The sequence below is a fragment of the Vibrio sp. Vb0304 genome (assembly GCF_033338995.1).
Taxonomy (GTDB): Bacteria; Pseudomonadota; Gammaproteobacteria; order Enterobacterales; family Vibrionaceae; genus Vibrio; species Vibrio alginolyticus.
This window is the reverse complement of the sequence record NZ_JAWOTT010000026.1, coordinates 1-18,655: the sequence shown is the minus strand read 5'-3', so window position 1 is coordinate 18,655 and position 18,655 is coordinate 1. Positions and strand designations below refer to the sequence as shown.

Below are 18,655 nucleotides of genomic sequence, written 5' to 3'. Positions count from 1 at the left end.
CTAAGAAAAAGCAGTGGTACTTTAATAGACCGGGCTTCCTCTCAAAGGTTCCAAATTTTTTCGATTTTTTTAGCGAATACTGATGTAAGTAAACAGGAAAATGACTATGTCATTGAATGCTAATAAAATCACTCCACAACTTCAGTTCATGCCACATGCGTTTTTTGGATCACTTGCTCCATTAAATTGATCTCAAGCGCTACCTCATCACATGCATGTTGACGTGGGCACTGATCGCAATCTTTCAGAACTTTCTCCGGCAGTAATGACTTCGATGTCGGTAAAAAGCTTTGCTTCATAAAGAACTCAGGCGTTCGCGTTAGAACAAAGACTTTCTTGATCGCCATCTGGCGCGCTTTCTCAACCAAATAGTTCACAATCGCACTGCCCTGCCCTTGGCCTTGCCAGCCCGCTTCGATACCAAGAGAGCGTATTTCAGCCAACCCTGAGTCATACACATATAGAGAAGCGCAACCCGTCACTTCACCATGATGCTCAGCCACCGCGAAAGAGCCAATATCTCTCACGAGCTCATTACGAGAGCGCGGAAGATTCTCACCAAGGTTCGCCCAGTAAGCAACCATACCTTCCAACGTTTCAATGTCCGTCAAACGTGCAGGACGCACTTTCACCGCCGAGCTGTCACGCTGGCTCAGGCGCTTATCCGCTTGTTCTACCGCGTAAGCGACCTGGTGAGGCGAAACACCACCCAAAGCACAACGCTTTTCCAAACACGAATCGATAGTCAGAATGTCATACACATCCGCTTCAATGACTTCTGAGAAGGCTTTTAACTCTTCGAGGGACAGTTCTTCTAACGCACAACCTTTAGCAATAGCACCAACGACCGCGACACCGACGATGTGGTGAGCTTCACGGAATGGGATGCCTTTCGCAACTAGGTAATCAGCTAACTCCGTCGAGTTTGCGTAACCTTGTTTCGCCGCTTCTAGTGTGCGCTCGCCATTCACTTTAATACCGTCAAAACACAGAGCTGCCATTTCCATGCAGTCGTTCCATGTATCTAAAGCGTCAAACAACCCTTCTTTATCTTCCTGCATGTCTTTGTTGTACGCCAATGGCAAGGCTTTAACTGTCATCATCATGCTCGATAATGCGCCATAGACACGCCCTGTCTTACCACGGATCAACTCAAGTGCATCTGGGTTTTTCTTCTGTGGCATTAATGACGAACCAGATGTCACCGTATCCGCTAACTCAATGAAGTTTGACTCGCCTGAATTGTAGAAGATCATATCTTCTGCAAGACGAGAAAGGTGCAGCATAGAAATCGAAGCCACCGACATCAGCTCCATCACATGATCACGATCTGAAACCGAATCGAGTGAATTACGCGTAGCACGGAGGAAACCGAGATTATGTGCTAATTGTTCGCGATCAATCGGATAAGCCGTTCCCGCTAACGCACCCGAGCCAAGTGGACAAGTGTCGAGACGCTGTAAGGCATCATTCAGACGAGAGTAGTCACGCTCGAACATTTCAACATAAGCCAAGCACCAGTGAGCAAAGGTTACAGGTTGAGCACGCTGAAGATGAGTATAGCCTGGCAATACGGTGCCTTGGTGCTGTTTAGCAACATGGACCATTTGTGCTTGTAGGCGATCTAAAGCAATCAATAATTGCTGACCTTGCTGACGACACCAAAGTTTCAAGTCTGTGGCGACTTGGTCATTCCGAGAACGCCCAGTGTGGAGTTTTTTACCTAAATCTCCCACTTTACTGATTAGCTGCTGTTCAACCCAAGAGTGGATATCTTCTGCATCAGAGCGAAGAATTTGGTGAGGGTCTTCCATCACTTCTAACTTCAGCTCATTTAAAGCAAGTTCCAGTTTTTGCTGTTCTTCTGCCGATAGCACATCAACAGAAAGCAGAGCTTTAGACCATGCGATTGAACCTACGATGTCTTGCTCAGCTAATCGGTAGTCAAAACGCAACGAATCATTGAACTCTTTAAATCTGGTATCTGCCGCTTGGGTAAATCTTCCGCCCCATAATGCCATTGCGTCTCTCCTGATGACTATTGCTTACTTTAACGTTCTCGAATGAGTAGTAACCAATTTGATGGTCATTTGCTCACTTTTTCTTATGGGTCAACGTTACGGCAATTTCGACAAAAAATAAAGTATAAATTCAATATTTTTACATATATATTCAAACCAACTTTAGATACCCGCTTTTAGAAACCAAAAGACCCGCCTATAAATGGCGGGTCTTTATTCAATCCAAGATGGATGTTAAGGGATTATTTCTTCTGGCTGTTCAATGCACGAATACGGCTTGATAGCGAGTAAAGACGGATGAAACCACCTGCATGGCTTTGGTCGTACACTTCATCTTCACCAAAAGTCGCGAACTCTTCTGAATACAAGCTGTTGTCAGAACGTTTTTGCGTCACTGTCGCTTGACCTTTGTAGAGCTTAACAACCACTTCACCGTTAACGTCTTGCGCTAGCTCTTCTGAAGCGGCAAGGATCGATTTACATAGTGGCGTAAACCAACGGCCATCGTATACAAGGTGAGACGCTTTTAGACCTAGCTCCTCACGGAATTCGAATGATGATTTGTCTAGCACAAGCTGCTCTACAGCACGCAGCGCTTCCATCATGATGGTGCCTCCCGGTGTTTCATAACAACCACGAGACTTCATCCCAACAAGACGGTTTTCCACGATATCGATACGGCCAACACCGTGCTTAGCGCCCTTCTCGTTTAGGTAAACCAGTGCGTTATATGGTGTCATCACTTCACCATCAACTTCGACCACTTCACCTTTTTCTACTTTCAGCGTGACGTATTCCGCTTCATTTGGCGCTTGCTCTGGGTCGACAGTCCACACCCAGCAGTCTTCGTTTGGTGCGTTCCACGTATCTTCTAAAACGCCGCCTTCCGTCGAAATGTGCCATGCGTTTGCATCACGTGAATAGATCTTAGTAAGAGACGCAGAGCAAGGAATATTACGCTCAGCTAGGTAATCCAAACACTCTTCACGGCTCACTAGGTCCCACTCACGCCAAGGTGCAATCACTTGTAAGTCCGGTGCTAGTGCTGCGAATGCGCCTTCAAAACGTACTTGGTCGTTACCTTTACCTGTACAGCCATGACACAGAGCGTCCGCGCCCACTTTACGTGCCACTTCAACCTGCGCTTTGGCAATGATTGGACGCGCCATTGATGTACCTAGCAGGTACTTACCTTCGTAGTACGCGCCGGTTTTTAGCGTTGGGTAAATGTAGTCTGCGACCATTTCTTCTTTCAAGTCAGCGATGTAGCACTCAGAAGCACCAGAGGCTTTTGCTTTCGCTTCAATGCCTTCTAGCTCTTCGGCACCTTGACCAACATCGGCAACGAAAGCCACTACTTCACAGTCGTAGTTCTCTTTTAGCCACGGGATAATTACTGAAGTATCTAGACCGCCTGAGTATGCGACTACCACTTTATTTACGTTCACTTTGCTCATGTTTTTTCTCCAAACTTAACTGGCGCTGCGCTCGGCGGTCAGTGCCAACTACGACTTCCTAATATTGAATTCTTTTGCTGATGCTTATTGAGGCAAGAATTGAGTACCAATACTTTCACCAGCGAATAACTGTGCTAATTTTTCTGGGTAACGCCAGGTCGCGACTTCAATTGGACGGCCAAGATCATTGGCGGCCTCCAAAGCGGCTTTAACTTTGACGATCATGCCATCGGTGATCACATGTCCATCGATCAACGAGTTAGCTTGCTGCTCTGACAGGGTTTTGATCAAATGGCCTTTTCCATCTAATACACCACTCACGTCTGATAACAGGACTAACTCCGCATCTAATGCGCCCGCAACCGCGACTGCTGCTTGATCAGCATTCACATTCATCATCTGGCCATCTTTGGTTAAACCAATTGAACTGATGATCGGCAGTGCACCTGTGTTTAGCACCGCTTGTAATAGTGCTGAGTCACCCGGTGATGCTTTGCCTACCGCGCCGAGTTCTGGGTCAAGTTCTTCAACAAGACACAAACCACCATCCGCAAGGCTAAGGCCCACAGCGTTAAGACCGTCCGCAATCGCTTGACCTTGAAGTAACTTATTCGCAGTGCCTGCAAGCGCGCCTGCAATCACAGGAATTTGATCGTAAGGCGTTACGCGTAAACCGTTTTTCTTTACGGTTTCAAGCTGAAGCTTTGCCATCAACTCATCAACTAGGTAGCCACCGCCATGAACGATGGCGATTTGTCGCTGTGCCGATTTTTGGTAAGCCGCAATGGCACCAAACAGTTGGCTTAAGGTTTGAGTGCATGATAGAGCTGCACCACCTAGCTTAATGACTAAAGGAGCTTGATTGGTTTGCGTCATCGCATTTCCCTCTTTCAACGACTACAGCAACGCTGTCAGTTCTGGGTAACCGTAATGAATATTGAGACATTGCATCGCTTGACTCGATGCACCTTTAAGTAGGTTGTCGATAGCTGAAATCACAATGATGTGTTCGCCTTGTACCTTCCAGCCGATATCGCAGAAAGGGGTATTTTCGACATCCTGAATACGTGGAATACCGTCGCCTTTAAGACGCACCGCAGGCTTGCCTTGATAAGCTTGTTCAAACGCCTGTGCCACTTGTGCTTCTGTCACACCTTGCGCAAGCTTCATGGTGATAGTGGCAAGAATGCCGCGTTTAAAGTTGCCGAGGTGCGGAGTAAAAATCACATCGCAACCCAAGTGCTGAGCAATCTCTGGCTGGTGACGATGGTTAAATACACCATAAGGTTGCAAGCTCACTTCACAGAAGCTGTTAACCATGGAGGCTTTACGCCCTGCACCAGATACACCACTGGTTGCGTTGATCACTGGCCATTGGTTGGTATCAAGCAACGCATGTTCTAATAAAGGTTTGATTGCAAGCTGTGAAGCGGTTGGGTAGCAACCTGCTACTGCAATCAAAGGAGTGGTTTTTATTGATTCTTGGTTCCACTCTGCTAAGCCGTATGCTGCTTTATCTAACCAGTTGTTATGTTGATGTGCGAAGCCATAAAAAGTGTCGTAAAAGCCTTCACTTTTCACACGGAATGCACCCGATAAATCGAATACCTGACAGCCTGTCTCCAAGAAAGTTGGGGCTAAATCATGGCTGACTTCGTGAGCCGTTGCCAAAAACACCACGTCCGATTCTTGAGCGATTTGCAGTGGATCCGTTAGTGGTAAAACTGGCATATCAATGATGCCCGCTAGCTTACCGTGTAGCTGCGCGATGCTCTTTCCCGCATCAACACTGTTGGCGGAAACGTATAAACCTGATAGCGTGAGTTGTGGGTGTTTATTAACCATTAACGCTAACTCTGCGCCGGTGTAACCGCTGGCTCCAATAATCGTGGTTTTTAGCATTGTGTGACATCCATATACTTAAAGGCTCAAATGACTATTCATATTTAATTTTTGCTTTATTTTGATTTTTTATTCATTAAATATGATTTAATATGTGTTTTACATTTTTGTGGTCTGTCTGTCAACAGGAGATTTGAAGAATCCATGCAATTACCAACTTTTCTAGAGGTCTATGAAGGACTCATCAGCACCTCTTCTATCAGCTCCACGGATCCGAGCTGGGATCAGGGCAATGCAAAAGTCATCGAAAAACTCGCATCTTGGTTTAAAGATCTGGGTTTTAGCGTTGAAGTGATCGAAGTCGAGCCAGGCAAGCACAATATGATCGCACGTATGGGAGAGGGAGAAGGTGGCCTTTTACTTGCTGGCCATAGTGATACCGTGCCATTCGATCAAGGGCGATGGAATTTTGATCCGCATAAACTGACGGAAAAAGACAACCGCTTCTACGGTTTAGGCACAGCAGACATGAAAGGCTTTTTCGCCTTTATTTATGAAGCAGTGAAGAAAGTCGATTGGAGCAAGCAGAGCAAACCACTTTACGTATTAGCCACTTGTGACGAAGAGACCACCATGTTGGGCGCGCGACATTTCACAGCAAACGCCCCATTTAAGCCGGATTACTGCATCATTGGTGAACCCACCAGCCTTGTACCAATTCGAGGTCATAAAGGGCATGTGGCAAATGCCATTCGCGTAACAGGCAAGTCCGGTCACTCATCGGACCCAGCGCTTGGCGTTAACGCTATTGAGATCATGCATGAAGTCATGTTCGCCATGATGCAACTGCGTGACAAATTGATTAAAGAATATCACCATCCGGGTTTTGCCATTCCAAGCCCAACCCTAAATCTTGGACACATTCATGGTGGTGACAGCGCTAACCGTATTTGTGGTTGCTGCGAACTGCATTACGACGTGCGTCCTCTTCCCGGCATTAGTCTTGATGGTTTAGAGAACATGTTGCGCGGAGCATTAAAAGAAGTCGAAGCGAAATGGCCTGGGAGACTGGAGATTATTCCATTGCATGAGCCTATTCCAGGTTACGAATGCCAACATGACCACCCATTTATTGGTGGTGTTGAAGAGATCTGCCAAACCAGTTCAGAAACCGTGAACTACTGTACTGAAGCACCATTTCTACAGCAGTTGTGTCCAACCTTGGTGCTCGGCCCTGGGTCAATCGACCAAGCCCACCAACCGGATGAGTTTCTATCCTTCGACTTTATCGACCCCACAATTGATGTGCTTTCAAAGGCGATGGTCAAGTACTGCTGTTAATACGCGTTTAAGCTCAAAAGTCTGTGCAGCTCGATTGAGCTGCATCTTTTTATCTTCACAATTTAGCGCTAGTCTTAACACTTATTTAACTTGTTATTTTGTAATTAATTTTCACTTCTTACTCTATGGCTGCCGTAAATTTGCTCTAAATCAGGAGACAGCGGAATAATTGCAAACTTAGTCTGCTTTATTTGACTATAACTGGTGCTTTTCGCTAGATTGGAGTCTTAACAAGGACAATGGATGTAGTTTTTTTACGAGGCAGGACGACAATGAACGAGAAATACGCCGCACTCAAAAGTAATGTGCGCATGTTAGGCCACTTATTGGGTAACACCATTCGCGATGCCCATGGCGAAGAAATCTTCGAGAAAGTGGAAACCATTCGTAAATTATCCAAATCAGCTCAAGCAGGGAATCAAGCAGACAGGGACAGCTTGATCGAAGAAATCAAACATCTACCTGATGAGCAGCTAACGCCCGTTACTCGCGCGTTTAACCAATTTCTAAACCTCACCAATATCGCTGAGCAATACCACACGATTTCACGCCATTGTGAAGAGCACATTTGCGAACCAGACGCGATTAACTCGCTGTTTTCTAAACTGGTACAAAACGATGTGAGCAAACTGGACACTGCCCAAGCGGTTCGTGATCTAAATATTGAATTGGTATTGACGGCTCACCCAACAGAAATTACGCGCCGCACGATGATCAACAAACTGGTCAAGATAAACGAGTGCTTATCAAAGTTGGAGCTAAGTGATCTTTCTTCTAAAGAGCGCAGAAAAACCGAACGCCGCCTAGAGCAACTGATTGCCCAAGGCTGGCATTCAGACGTGATTCGACAACAACGCCCAACTCCGTTGGATGAAGCAAAGTGGGGCTTTGCGGTCGTTGAAAACTCGCTATGGGAAGCAGTACCGGACTTCCTACGTGAGATGAATGACCGTCTAAAATCTTACCTTGGAGAAGGTTTACCCATTGATGCTCGCCCAGTGCACTTTTCCTCTTGGATGGGCGGTGACCGTGACGGTAACCCGTTTGTTACTCACAACGTTACGCGTGAAGTCTTACTTTTGTCTCGTTGGAAAGCCGCCGATCTTTATCTCAATGACATCAACGAGTTGATCAGCGAGCTGTCTATGACAGTTTCAAACGATCAAGTCCGTGAGCTTGCTGGCGAAGATCAGCACGAACCATACCGTGCGATCCTGAAGCAATTACGCACTCTGCTCAATGAAACCAAAGATATTCTCGATGCTAAGATCCACGGTCAAAAACTGGCCGTTAAAGCACCACTGCAAAAAGTCGAGCAACTTTGGGAACCGTTGTATGCCTGCTACCAGTCACTAAACGAATGTGGCATGGGTGTAATAGCCAACGGCTCACTACTGGATACACTACGCCGCGTAAAAGCATTTGGTATCCATCTTGTACGTCTTGATATCCGCCAAGAGAGCACGCGTCACTCAGACGTCTTGTCTGAACTGACTCGCTACTTAGGTATTGGTGATTACGAACAATGGAGTGAGCAAGATAAGATTGCTTTTCTAACTAACGAGCTGGCATCTAAACGTCCGCTTCTCCCTCGTGATTGGGAACCGTCTGAACCCGTCAAAGAGGTTTTGGATACCTGCAAGATTGTTGCAGCACAACCGCGTGAAGCGTTTGGCGCTTACGTTATTTCAATGGCACGTACCGCCTCTGACGTACTAGCCGTTCATCTACTGCTACAAGAAGCGGGTTGCCCTTACCGCATGGATGTGTGTCCTCTGTTCGAAACGCTAGACGATTTGAACAACGCAGAATCGGTCATCAAGCAGCTTATGGGGATTGACCTTTACCGTGGTTTTATCCAAAACCACCAGATGGTCATGATTGGTTACTCTGACTCAGCGAAAGATGCAGGTGTTATGTCTGCTGGCTGGGCTCAGTATCATGCGATGGAATCGTTAGTTAAAGTGGCTGAGGAAGAAGGCGTTGAGCTAACTCTATTCCATGGTCGTGGGGGCACAGTCGGTCGCGGTGGTGCACCTGCGCATGCTGCGCTTTTGTCGCAACCACCAAAAAGCTTGAAAGGCGGTTTACGTGTAACAGAACAAGGCGAGATGATCCGCTTTAAACTGGGGCTCCCAGATGTCGCAGTAAACAGCTTTAACCTATACGCAAGTGCGATTCTGGAGGCCAACTTGTTACCGCCACCAGAGCCAAAACAAGAATGGCGCGACTTGATGGAAGTGCTATCAGAAGTAAGCTGTGAGTCTTACCGAAATGTGGTTCGTGGCGAGCCAGATTTCGTGCCTTACTTCCGCCAAGCAACACCAGAACTCGAACTCGGCAAGTTGCCACTTGGTTCTCGTCCTGCAAAACGCAACCCTAAGGGCGGAGTAGAAAGCTTACGTGCAATCCCGTGGATCTTCTCATGGAGTCAAAACCGTTTGGTACTTCCTGCATGGCTAGGCGCAGGTGAAGCGATTCAATACTCGATCGATAAAGGCCACCAAGCATTGCTCGAAGAGATGTGCCGCGAATGGCCATTTTTCTCAACTCGTCTCGGCATGCTGGAAATGGTGTACTCGAAGTGTAATATTGATATCTCTCGCTACTACGATGAGCGATTGGTGGATGAGTCGCTCCGTCCACTCGGTGAAAAACTTCGTGCTCAGCTTCAAGAAGACATCAAAGCGGTACTGAATGTAGAGAACAATGAAAACTTGATGCAGCATGACCCTTGGGGACTCGAGTCGATTCGCTTACGCAATATCTACGTTGAGCCATTGAATATGCTACAAGCAGAGCTGCTATACCGCACGCGTCAAACCGAAGAAGCCTCTGCAAACTTGGAAGAAGCGTTGATGGTGACGATTGCTGGTATTGCTGCTGGTATGCGCAACACAGGCTAATCGTTTCATTTTTAATAAAAAGCTGGGCATATGCTCAGCTTTTTATTATCACAGGATAATCGCACCAAAACAAAAGCAGTCAAATAAACCATAATAGACCCAAAAAATACCAAAACAAAAGAATAAAAAACCACAAGTTAACACTATTGATTATTATGTTAGTTTTTTAGGGTAATTTTGTCCTACTATTCCACTTCATGCTTATTATTTATATACTACTTGCCTGCTGAGAGCTCATAAATCCAATCATACCTGCTCCAGCCTTGATGGGACTCCCCATCTCTCTAGGTGATAAACGGCTTTAAGGTGACAGGACCAACATTGTTGGTGCTACTTATACATTAAAAAACTCAAGTGCCAGTAAGAGCGCAGCTGAAAGTATAAGTAGCTTGTTTACAAGTTTATTGACCATTTGGATTGAAGACATGTCATTACCACACGTAATCTTAACTGTTCTTAGCACTCGCGACGCAACCGGTTACGATATCACTAAAGAATTCTCTGCTAGCATCGGTTACTTCTGGAAAGCAAGCCACCAACAGGTGTACCGTGAACTCAACAAAATGGCTGAGAAAGAACTGGTTACTTGCGTATTAGAACCCCAAGAAGGCAAACCAGACCGCAAGGTTTACTCCATTACAGACGCTGGTCGCAGCGCTTTAGGAGAGTGGTTTGATCAACCAACTGCACACCCAACAGTTCGTGATGAGTTTTCAGCGAAATTGATGGCATGTGCCGTTCAACCTGCAGCTCCATTCCGTGACCAACTCGCCGAGCTAGTTGAAGAGTCTCGCAAACTGGTTTCTCACTACAAAGAAATTGAAGCGGCTTACTACGCAACGCCGTCAACTTTAGATAAACAAGCTCGCCTAGAACGTCTAACGCTTCGCCGTAACCTTCTGTTACGTGAAACTTGGATCACTTGGGCAGAAGAAGTTCTAACTGAACTTGAAGTGATTGGTTAAACTCCTTTTGCTTTGATAAAGCGAAAAAGGCTTGCCACTTGGCAAGCCTTTTATCTTTTTGAAACTAGGTTTACGCACCAACTACTGCGCGAGGACGAACACCCAACGTATGGCATAACGCGTAAGTCATCTCTGCACGGTTTAGTGTGTAGAAGTGAAAATCCTTAACCCCTTCACGACTCAGTACACGCACCATATCAATAGCTTGGCTAGCTCCTACAAGCTGGCGAGTCACCGGATCATCATCCAAGCCATCGAATTGTTTGCTCATCCATCCTGGTACTTTCACGTTGTTCTGTGCCGCAAAGCGAGACGCTTGCTTAAAGTTCGATACAGGCAAAATTCCTGGCACAATTTCTACGTCAATTCCTGCTGCGACACAACGGTCACGGAATCGCAGGTAAGACTCAACGTCAAAAAAGAACTGAGTAATAGCACGGTTTGCACCTGCATCTACCTTACGTTTTAGGTTCAATAAGTCAGACTGTGCGCTTTTAGCTTCAGGGTGAACCTCAGGGAATGCAGCAACGGAGATATCGAAATCGTGGCGTGATTTCAGCAGCTCAACCAAATCCGAGGCATACATATCAGGCGCACCGCCACCTGGAGGAATATCACCACGCAGAGCGACGATATTTTCAATACCATTGTTCCAATAATCATCGGCAATATTAATCAACTCTTCACGAGTCGCATCAATACAAGTGAGATGGGGAGCGGCAACCAATCCGGTTGTGGCTTTAATTTCTTTAATGATGGAGTGTGTTCTGTCACGCTCGCCGGAGTTCGCACCGTAAGTCACAGAAACAAATTTAGGTTGAAGCGTTTTAAGACGGTGTACTGAATTCCAAAGTGTTTCTTCCATCTTAGCGCTGCTTGGCGGAAAAAACTCAAACGATACATTGATGTTATCTGATAACTCAGCAATATTCTGGTTCAAGGCGTCGATATGGCCTGCGTGCGTATATCCCATCTTACTCTCCCTGCGGCACTCCGCCACGAAAACAAATCCTTAAAATCGACGTTTAGACGTCTATATGTCTACAGAATGTATTGAATACGATTTAATGTCAACCTTGTAATTATGAATTTTTCTCAAGTTAATAATGAAGATAGTTCAAGTTTCTACTTGAGCATCATCTCGCCATTTTGCACGGGTTATGACTTCAGTATGGCACTGATAGGGGAATAAAAAACCCTGGATTAATTCCAGGGTTTTTAGGTCAATCGCAACTTTAAAATAAACCAGCCAATCGGTTGAGGTCGGATTGAATAGCGCCGGCTGTCACTTCTCTGCCTGCGCCTGGTCCTCGAATGACCAGAGGGTTATCTTTGTACCACTTGCTCTCTATGGCAAAAATGTTATCGCATGGCAATAAGTTGGCGAGCGCGTGCTCACGAGATAACGCTTCGACTCCCACCGTTGCTTTACCATTTTTTTCTAAACGCGCCACATAGCGAAGCACTTGATCGTTTCTCTGTGCTTTTGTCAGACGCTCTTGAAGTATTTCACTCAACAACGCTCCATTATCGAAGAAATCATCTAAGCTCAGTTCTCTTAATTCTTCTGGCACCAAAGACTCAACTTTAACGCTGTCTGGTTCTATATCTAGGCCCGACTCTCGAGCCAAGATGACTAACTTACGCATTACATCGGAGCCATCTAAATCAGAACGAGGGTCAGGTTCGGTTAACCCTTGCTGCCAAGCAAGATCGACTAAATCATTAAATGGCACAGAACCATCAAACTGTTGGAACAGCCATGATAGCGTCCCCGAGAAAATACCCGATAGAGCGACGATTTCATCCCCACTTTCACGAAGATCTCGCACGGTATGGTTTATCGGTAACCCAGCACCAACCGTTGCGTTGTATAGCCAATGACGACCAATTTTAGCGAATGCATCTTGAACCTGATGGTAGTACTGACTATCTGCGGAACCGGCCACTTTGTTAGCGGAAATCAAATGAATGCCTTGCTGTGCGATTTCTACGTAGCGCTGAGCTAACTCTTTACTCGCGGTAACATCAAGCACGACGGCTTCATCATAGCTTTTAAGCGCTCCCAAACGTGCCAGCCAATCCCCATTGTTGGCTATGCTTTCATCATCAAATCGTTCAGCAACACTCGCCGCCTCAATACCTTGCTCATCGAACCAATAGGTTTGGCTATCCACAACCGCGACAAGATCAAAGCTCATACCATGACGTTTTTCGAGCTCACTTTTTTGCGTCGCAAATAAATTTAACCAACTAGAACCAATATTACCCTTGCCACATAAAGCCACTGCCACGCGTTTTTGCGCTTGGAACAACTGGCTATGAATCGTTTGAACCAACGCCTCGGTATCAGTACGGCGCAAAACAGCGACTAGGCTCAGCCCTGAGTCTGTTTCAGAGATAAATTCTACCGGAGAGTGCTTTAGCTTCTGATAAAAGCCAAAGCAATGATTGGCGTTTTTCGTAACGCCTGCACCTACCGCAGCTAAGAGCGAGTAACCTTCTTTTAGCTTAATTTCTGCCTCTACCGCAAGCTCTTGCAAGTGTTTCAATGCACCACCGGCGATTTCTGCGGTGTAAGCCAAGCGTAGCGTGTGCTGATCGGATTGAGCTTCAAATGCCAGTGGCTCTAATTGCGCGCGCTGCAACGCTTGTAATACATCACTCTGTGTTTTTTCGAAGTCGTGCCCATGCATGAAAGACAACTGCACCAATAAAACATCATCCAGTGAAGTAATAATTTTAGCGCCACGACCAGATGCCAATACACGCTCAATACGAGTAGAACCCGACTCTGGCAGATAGCTACACTTGAGATTAAGGTCCATGGTACTTTGCGCCACAGGCTGAAGCGTACGACTGTGTAGCACTGGGGCAGCTAAGCGAGCAAGTTCACTGGCTTCATCCAATCGAAGTAACGGTAATAAACAAGCGTCAGACACCAAACGTGGATCAGCACTATAGACACCAGCAACATCACTCCAAATAGTGACAGTACTGACTTCAGCAAGCGCGCCTATGACCGTTGCAGAATAGTCAGAGCCGTTACGACCAAGTAGGATGGTTTCTCCTGCCTCGTTCTGAGCCATAAAGCCAGTAATTACCACACGTTTATGGTTATGCTGCGCGAGGATCTCTTTAATTAAAGGGTATGAACGAGCGCGATCAACCTCTGGTTGAGTTCCCGCTTCTGCACGTAAAAACGCTCGTGCATCTTGTGCAACCGCAGGGATAGAACGTTGAGATAATAACGCGGCCAATAGGCGAGCAGACCATACTTCTCCGTGCCCCAGTACCGCGGCTTTTTGCGCATTAGTGAGTGGTGCAGTCAGCTCCGAGAGAGTACTGAACTCATCATGTAATAAAGCTAACAGCTCTTCTTTTGCTTCACTCTCCAACAAGCTTTCTATTAGCTCAGTTTGGAACTGTCTCAAGCTTTGAAGCGCTTCATGCGCAATTCGGCCATCTTTATTTAACCCTTCCAAAAACTCAATCAAGCGGTTAGTGGTTTTTCCTGCAGCAGAGACGACCACCAGATCATTTTCTGTCGAATACTCCTTGAGAATACCCACAACGCGTAAGTAGCATTCTGGGTTTGCTAAGCTACTGCCACCAAACTTATGCAGCTGACGTTGTACAGTCATTGTTATCGTCTCCTATTACTGGGTAGCTTTAGCGAACGCTTGTTCTAAATCTGTGATGAGGTCTTGTGCATCTTCCAAACCGACAGACAAACGCAATAGTTGATGAGAGACCCCAGCCTCCGCCAGCGCCTCCTCACCCATTGCACGGTGCGTCATGGATGCCGGGTGGCAAATTAAACTTTCTACACCACCTAATGATTCAGCTAATGAAAACAGTTGGAGCTCTTTCACAAACACCTTTAACTGCTCAAACGAACCAGCAAACTCAAAACTCAACATAGAGCCAAAGCCCGTTTGCTGCTTTTTAGCAATGTCGTGACCTGGATGTTCCGGCAGGCTTGGATGATAGATAGTTTTAACTAACGCTTGTTTCTGTAGGTAAGCCAGTACCTGCTGTGAGCTCTCCTCATGTACTCGCATACGAGCACCAAGCGTACGAATACCTCGCAGCGTCATATAACTATCGAAAGGTGTGCCCGTTGCACCAATACAATTGCCCCACCATGCAAGCTCTTCTGCATGCGCTTCTGTGTTGGTGATGATTACTCCACCAATTACGTCCGAATGACCGTTGATGTACTTTGTTGTGGAGTGGATAACAAAATCCGCACCTAGCTCTAAAGGTTTTTGGTACACGGGTGTCAAAAAGGTATTGTCCACCGCAACTAACGCGCCGATTTGTTTCGCTTTTTCACAAGTAGCTGCAATATCCACTACGCGAACCAGAGGGTTTGACGGAGTTTCTAGCAAAATGAGTTTTGGTTTTTGTGCCAATGCAGCATCTAAAGCCTGTTCGTCTGATTGATCGACAAACTGAACCTTAAAATCGCCTTTGTTAGCTCGGGTATTAAAAAGACGATAGGTACCACCATAACAATCGTGAGGAGCAATAATGAGATCATCTGGGCCGAGAAAAGCGGAAACCCATAAATTTAATGCCGACGTACCGCAGTTAGTAACAACCGCTCCTTTTCCAGACTCAAGTTCAGATAGCGCACTTTCCAACAGTCCGCGGTTTGGATTACCAGATCGTGTGTAATCATACTTGGGCACTTCACCAAAAGCAGGAAAACCATAGTTAGTGGAAAGATAAATAGGTGGAACGACAGCATGATATTGGCTGTCTGATTCAATACCAGTGCGTACTGCAATGGTCGCAAGTTTGCGAGTGCTCATGGGTGTATCCTTTCACGGGTAATGACTTCTAAATAGGAATGCGCTATATCTAATGAGTAACATAAAGTGATCAACACGCTTCCTTTGCTGTTATGTTCACTTTACTCGTCAAAAAATGAGACGTCAACACTTCTAGACGTCTATATGTCTTTGCTTATGGCGGTAAATGCAGCTAAAATCAGCACCTAAATTATTTTTAACCGATTACATAAATGAAGGTGTGCAATGGCTGACTGGAATGGCGAATACATTAGCCCATATGCAGAGCACGGCAAAAAAAGCGAACAAGTAAAAAAAATTACCGTCTCTATCCCGCTAAAAGTTTTAAAGGTGCTAACTGATGAGCGTACTCGCCGTCAGATCAATAACTTACGCCATGCAACCAATAGCGAATTGCTATGCGAGGCATTTTTGCACGCGTACACAGGTCAGCCACTTCCGACAGATGAAGACCTTCGTAAAGACCGTCCTGATGATATTCCAACAGAAGTAAAAGCGCTGATGACGGAAATGGGCATCGAATTTGAGTCATTCGACGAAGAATAAAAAAGCCTGATAAGAGGTTTCAGGTAATAACTCTTGCCTCGAGCCAAATGAATGACATAAAAAATGGGACGCAATAGCGTCCCATTTTTGTGTATCACATCTGAAAGATATATTACTCTGCCATGTAGTTTTCAGGCATCTCGATACGAGCTACACCTGAATTAACCGCCGCCTGAGCGACCGCTTTTGCAACACGTGGTAGCAAACGTGAATCCATTGGTTTTGGAATAATATAGTCCGCACCAAACTCTAGCTTATCAACACCTGCAGCCTTCAATACGGCTTCAGGTACAGGCTCTTTTGCTAGCTCACGAATCGCCTCAACGGCTGCAAGTTTCATTTCATCATTGATTTCACTTGCACGCACATCAAGAGCACCGCGGAAAATGAATGGGAAACACAATACGTTGTTAACTTGGTTAGGATAATCACTACGGCCAGTACCCATGATCAAGTCATCACGAACTGCGTGAGCAAGTTCCGGCTTGATTTCAGGATCCGGGTTAGAACATGCGAATACGATTGGCTTATCTGCCATCAACTTCAACGCTTCCGCTGGCAATAGGTTTGGACCAGATACACCTAGGAACAGATCTGCACCTTCAATCACGTCTTCTAGTGTGCGCTTATCTGTATTGTTCGCAAATAGCTGCTTATATTCATTAAGATCATCACGACGAGTGTGAATCACACCTTTGCGATCTAGCATGTAGATTTTTTCGCGCATTGCGCCGCATTTGATCAGAAGCTCCATACACGCTACAGCGGCAGCACCAGCGCCAAGACAAACAATTGTTGAATCTTCAAGTTTCTTACCTTGAAGTTCGATTGCATTCAGCATACCCGCTGCCGTTACAATAGCAGTACCATGTTGATCATCGTGGAATACTGGTACATCACAACGTTCAATCAGACGCTTTTCAATCTCAAAACAGTCTGGTGCTTTAATATCTTCAAGGTTGATACCGCCAAAAGTGTCTGCAATGCTCGCAACAGTATCAACAAATTCATCGATCGTGCGGTGCTTAACTTCAATATCAATAGAGTCAAGACCTGCAAAACGCTTAAACAGTAACGCTTTACCTTCCATCACTGGCTTAGATGCAAGTGGACCTAGGTTACCTAGACCTAGAATAGCGGTACCGTTAGAAATAACAGCAACCATGTTCCCTTTTGCAGTGTACTTGTACACGTTATCCGGGTTTTGTGCGATTTCACGCACTGGCTCTGCAACACCAGGGCTATATGCAAGGGCAAGATCACCCGCCGTTTCCGCAGGCTTTGTCAGTTCGACAGCAATCTTTCCTGGAGTTGGATAAGCATGGTAATCCAATGCTTTTTGGCGATGTTCTTCTTCTGGAGTGGCTGCTTGGTGGTTGTCTTCAGACATGGACGTTTCTCTTTTTTATTTTTAGGTAAGGGGGCATAAATTCTATCGGATAGAAATCAAACTTCATAGGCAAGATTGCGAGCAATATCCTTAAAAAGCCGATAATAAAAGAGATTAGACCAGATAACGGGGTTAAGCACCCGATTTTCGAGTCAGGTGCTCTTTCTTCTTACTATTATTGGAGTATGCAAACTCAGAAAGTATCGTTACTCTTCGTCCACGTATTGCGCTTGGAGATAATTCTCAATACCAGACATTTCAATCAAGCCAAGTTGAGTCTCTAGCCAATCAACATGTTCCTCTTCATCTTCAAGAATATCTTGGAAGAGATCTCGAGACACATAATCTCGAATGTCTTCAGCGTAGGCAATCGCATCTTTTAAATCTGGAATAGCCGCCATTTCAAGCTTTAAGTCACACTCGAGCATTTCCTTGGTATCTTCACCAATCATCAACTTACCTAAATCTTGTAGGTTCGGTAGGCCTTCAAGGAACAAAATACGCTCAATTAGATGATCGGCATGCTTCATCTCATCGATAGATTCGTGATATTCCTTGTCTGCTAGGTGCTTTAAGCCCCAGTCTTTATACATTCGGGCGTGAAGAAAATACTGATTAATAGCGACGAGCTCGTTACCGAGCACTTTATTGAGATGTTGAATGATGATTGGATCGCCTTTCATGACAAAACCCTCCTCTTTGGCTTCATTTAAATGTAGAAGCAAATGAGAAGGTGTCAAAATGTAAGGCAAATAATTACTGCATACTTACAGCAATTAGCTGGCTTGTTTAAATTCCGTGTAACTAGTTTCCGCTAAAATTTCCTTGGCCTGTCTGATGCACTTACCACATTGGCTGCCCAATGCCGTGCACTTTTTGATTCCTTTAATATCTGTTACGCCTTCATCTATCGCCAACTTCCTAATTTTTTTGTCGGAGACACCATGGCAAAGACAAACGTACATACTCAAAAAACCTATAAAACTAATCTGTGACAAACAATATAAACAAGAATAGTTCTTGTTACCAGTCGCATTATGGTGTCCGCTCAGAATATTTGGTTATAACGATTTTACCGCTGCAGGAAAAGATCAAAGGGTTAAGAGGGGTGAGTAAAAGCGTTAAGAAACAAAGCCGGTAAAACTCTGTTTTTAAATCGAAAAAGTGACGTCTTTTATTTCAACACTTATAACTAAATGTAATCTAGAAATGAAAAAGGGAAGCCTAAGCTTCCCTTTTCGATGCGCTTTCTTCAAAAAGAAGAACAGTGCAAGATTTCGTTTAATTCGTTATGAATTAGTCGAAGATCTTAGCAACAACACCAGCACCTACTGTACGGCCACCTTCACGGATCGCGAAACGTAGAC

Annotated in this window: 14 protein-coding genes and 1 pseudogene; 4 read left to right on the top strand and 11 right to left on the bottom strand. The window is 45.5% G+C overall.

Annotated elements, in window-relative coordinates:
- Window positions 1-146: 146 nt before the first annotated feature.
- The 4 genes from argH to argC form a co-directional block, all read right to left on the bottom strand.
- Window positions 147-2,021, bottom strand: a complete 1,875-nt coding sequence (gene argH / locus R7P35_RS20625; RefSeq protein WP_170897639.1) for an argininosuccinate lyase — start codon at window positions 2,019-2,021, stop codon at window positions 147-149.
- Between the two features lie 242 nt (window positions 2,022-2,263).
- Complete coding sequence (locus R7P35_RS20620; protein WP_005381332.1) at window positions 2,264-3,478, bottom strand: argininosuccinate synthase; 1,215 nt, start codon at window positions 3,476-3,478, stop codon at window positions 2,264-2,266.
- Window positions 3,479-3,562: 84 nt separating this feature from the next.
- Window positions 3,563-4,354, bottom strand: coding sequence for an acetylglutamate kinase (argB, locus tag R7P35_RS20615; protein ID WP_005381333.1), 792 nt, complete (start codon window positions 4,352-4,354; stop codon window positions 3,563-3,565).
- A 21-nt stretch (window positions 4,355-4,375) separates the two neighbouring features.
- Window positions 4,376-5,380, bottom strand: a complete 1,005-nt coding sequence (gene argC / locus R7P35_RS20610) for an N-acetyl-gamma-glutamyl-phosphate reductase (protein ID WP_053350729.1) — start codon at window positions 5,378-5,380, stop codon at window positions 4,376-4,378.
- 144 nt (window positions 5,381-5,524) lie between these two features.
- Here argC and argE point away from each other — a divergent pair, with 144 nt between their 5' ends.
- The 3 genes from argE (at window position 5,525) to R7P35_RS20595 (ending at window position 10,532) form a co-directional block, all read left to right on the top strand.
- A complete protein-coding gene (argE, locus tag R7P35_RS20605; RefSeq protein WP_005381335.1) occupies window positions 5,525-6,661 on the top strand; it encodes an acetylornithine deacetylase in 1,137 nt (378 codons plus the stop codon).
- A gap of 272 nt (window positions 6,662-6,933) precedes the next feature.
- Window positions 6,934-9,567 (top strand): phosphoenolpyruvate carboxylase, encoded by a 2,634-nt coding sequence (gene ppc / locus R7P35_RS20600; RefSeq protein WP_005381336.1) that lies wholly within the window; start codon window positions 6,934-6,936, stop codon window positions 9,565-9,567.
- A gap of 425 nt (window positions 9,568-9,992) precedes the next feature.
- Complete coding sequence (locus R7P35_RS20595; RefSeq protein ID WP_005382791.1) at window positions 9,993-10,532, top strand: PadR family transcriptional regulator; 540 nt, start codon at window positions 9,993-9,995, stop codon at window positions 10,530-10,532.
- Between the two features lie 70 nt (window positions 10,533-10,602).
- Here R7P35_RS20595 and metF read toward each other — a convergent pair whose 3' ends face one another.
- The 3 genes from metF to R7P35_RS20580 form a co-directional block, all read right to left on the bottom strand.
- Complete coding sequence (metF, locus tag R7P35_RS20590; RefSeq protein WP_005381345.1) at window positions 10,603-11,505, bottom strand: methylenetetrahydrofolate reductase; 903 nt, start codon at window positions 11,503-11,505, stop codon at window positions 10,603-10,605.
- 262 nt (window positions 11,506-11,767) lie between these two features.
- Window positions 11,768-14,176, bottom strand: coding sequence for a bifunctional aspartate kinase/homoserine dehydrogenase II (locus R7P35_RS20585; protein WP_017633523.1), 2,409 nt, complete (start codon window positions 14,174-14,176; stop codon window positions 11,768-11,770).
- Between the two features lie 15 nt (window positions 14,177-14,191).
- Window positions 14,192-15,352 carry an O-succinylhomoserine (thiol)-lyase gene (locus R7P35_RS20580; RefSeq protein WP_213905062.1) on the bottom strand — a complete coding sequence of 387 codons (1,161 nt, stop codon included), beginning with the start codon at window positions 15,350-15,352 and terminating at the stop codon, window positions 14,192-14,194.
- A gap of 225 nt (window positions 15,353-15,577) precedes the next feature.
- Between R7P35_RS20580 and metJ the strand changes: the two genes are divergently transcribed.
- A complete protein-coding gene (gene metJ, locus R7P35_RS20575) occupies window positions 15,578-15,898 on the top strand; it encodes a met regulon transcriptional regulator MetJ (protein ID WP_005381353.1) in 321 nt (106 codons plus the stop codon).
- A 112-nt stretch (window positions 15,899-16,010) separates the two neighbouring features.
- Here metJ and R7P35_RS20570 read toward each other — a convergent pair whose 3' ends face one another.
- From R7P35_RS20570 to R7P35_RS20555, 4 genes and pseudogenes are all read right to left on the bottom strand, one after another.
- A complete protein-coding gene (locus R7P35_RS20570; protein ID WP_005381358.1) occupies window positions 16,011-17,288 on the bottom strand; it encodes a malic enzyme-like NAD(P)-binding protein in 1,278 nt (425 codons plus the stop codon).
- Window positions 17,289-17,494: 206 nt separating this feature from the next.
- Complete coding sequence (gene bfr, locus R7P35_RS20565) at window positions 17,495-17,971, bottom strand: bacterioferritin (RefSeq protein WP_005381359.1); 477 nt, start codon at window positions 17,969-17,971, stop codon at window positions 17,495-17,497.
- Window positions 17,972-18,064: 93 nt separating this feature from the next.
- Window positions 18,065-18,253, bottom strand: a complete 189-nt coding sequence (locus tag R7P35_RS20560) for a (2Fe-2S)-binding protein (protein WP_005381360.1) — start codon at window positions 18,251-18,253, stop codon at window positions 18,065-18,067.
- A gap of 331 nt (window positions 18,254-18,584) precedes the next feature.
- A pseudogene (locus tag R7P35_RS20555) lies at window positions 18,585-18,655 on the bottom strand (elongation factor Tu); the annotation flags it as partial.

Coding starts and splice junctions, on each gene's coding strand:
- argB (WP_005381333.1), bottom strand. CDS start 4,354: ATGACGCAAACCAATCAAGCTCCTTTAGTCATTAAGCTAGGTGGTGCA.
- argE (WP_005381335.1), top strand. CDS start 5,525: ATGCAATTACCAACTTTTCTAGAGGTCTATGAAGGACTCATCAGCACC.
- R7P35_RS20595 (WP_005382791.1), top strand. CDS start 9,993: ATGTCATTACCACACGTAATCTTAACTGTTCTTAGCACTCGCGACGCA.
- argC (WP_053350729.1), bottom strand. CDS start 5,380: ATGCTAAAAACCACGATTATTGGAGCCAGCGGTTACACCGGCGCAGAG.
- bfr (WP_005381359.1), bottom strand. CDS start 17,971: ATGAAAGGCGATCCAATCATCATTCAACATCTCAATAAAGTGCTCGGT.
- R7P35_RS20570 (WP_005381358.1), bottom strand. CDS start 17,288: ATGTCTGAAGACAACCACCAAGCAGCCACTCCAGAAGAAGAACATCGC.
- metJ (WP_005381353.1), top strand. CDS start 15,578: ATGGCTGACTGGAATGGCGAATACATTAGCCCATATGCAGAGCACGGC.
- ppc (WP_005381336.1), top strand. CDS start 6,934: ATGAACGAGAAATACGCCGCACTCAAAAGTAATGTGCGCATGTTAGGC.
- R7P35_RS20585 (WP_017633523.1), bottom strand. CDS start 14,176: ATGACTGTACAACGTCAGCTGCATAAGTTTGGTGGCAGTAGCTTAGCA.
- R7P35_RS20580 (WP_213905062.1), bottom strand. CDS start 15,352: ATGAGCACTCGCAAACTTGCGACCATTGCAGTACGCACTGGTATTGAA.
- argH (WP_170897639.1), bottom strand. CDS start 2,021: ATGGCATTATGGGGCGGAAGATTTACCCAAGCGGCAGATACCAGATTT.
- R7P35_RS20560 (WP_005381360.1), bottom strand. CDS start 18,253: ATGTACGTTTGTCTTTGCCATGGTGTCTCCGACAAAAAAATTAGGAAG.
- R7P35_RS20620 (WP_005381332.1), bottom strand. CDS start 3,478: ATGAGCAAAGTGAACGTAAATAAAGTGGTAGTCGCATACTCAGGCGGT.
- metF (WP_005381345.1), bottom strand. CDS start 11,505: ATGGGATATACGCACGCAGGCCATATCGACGCCTTGAACCAGAATATT.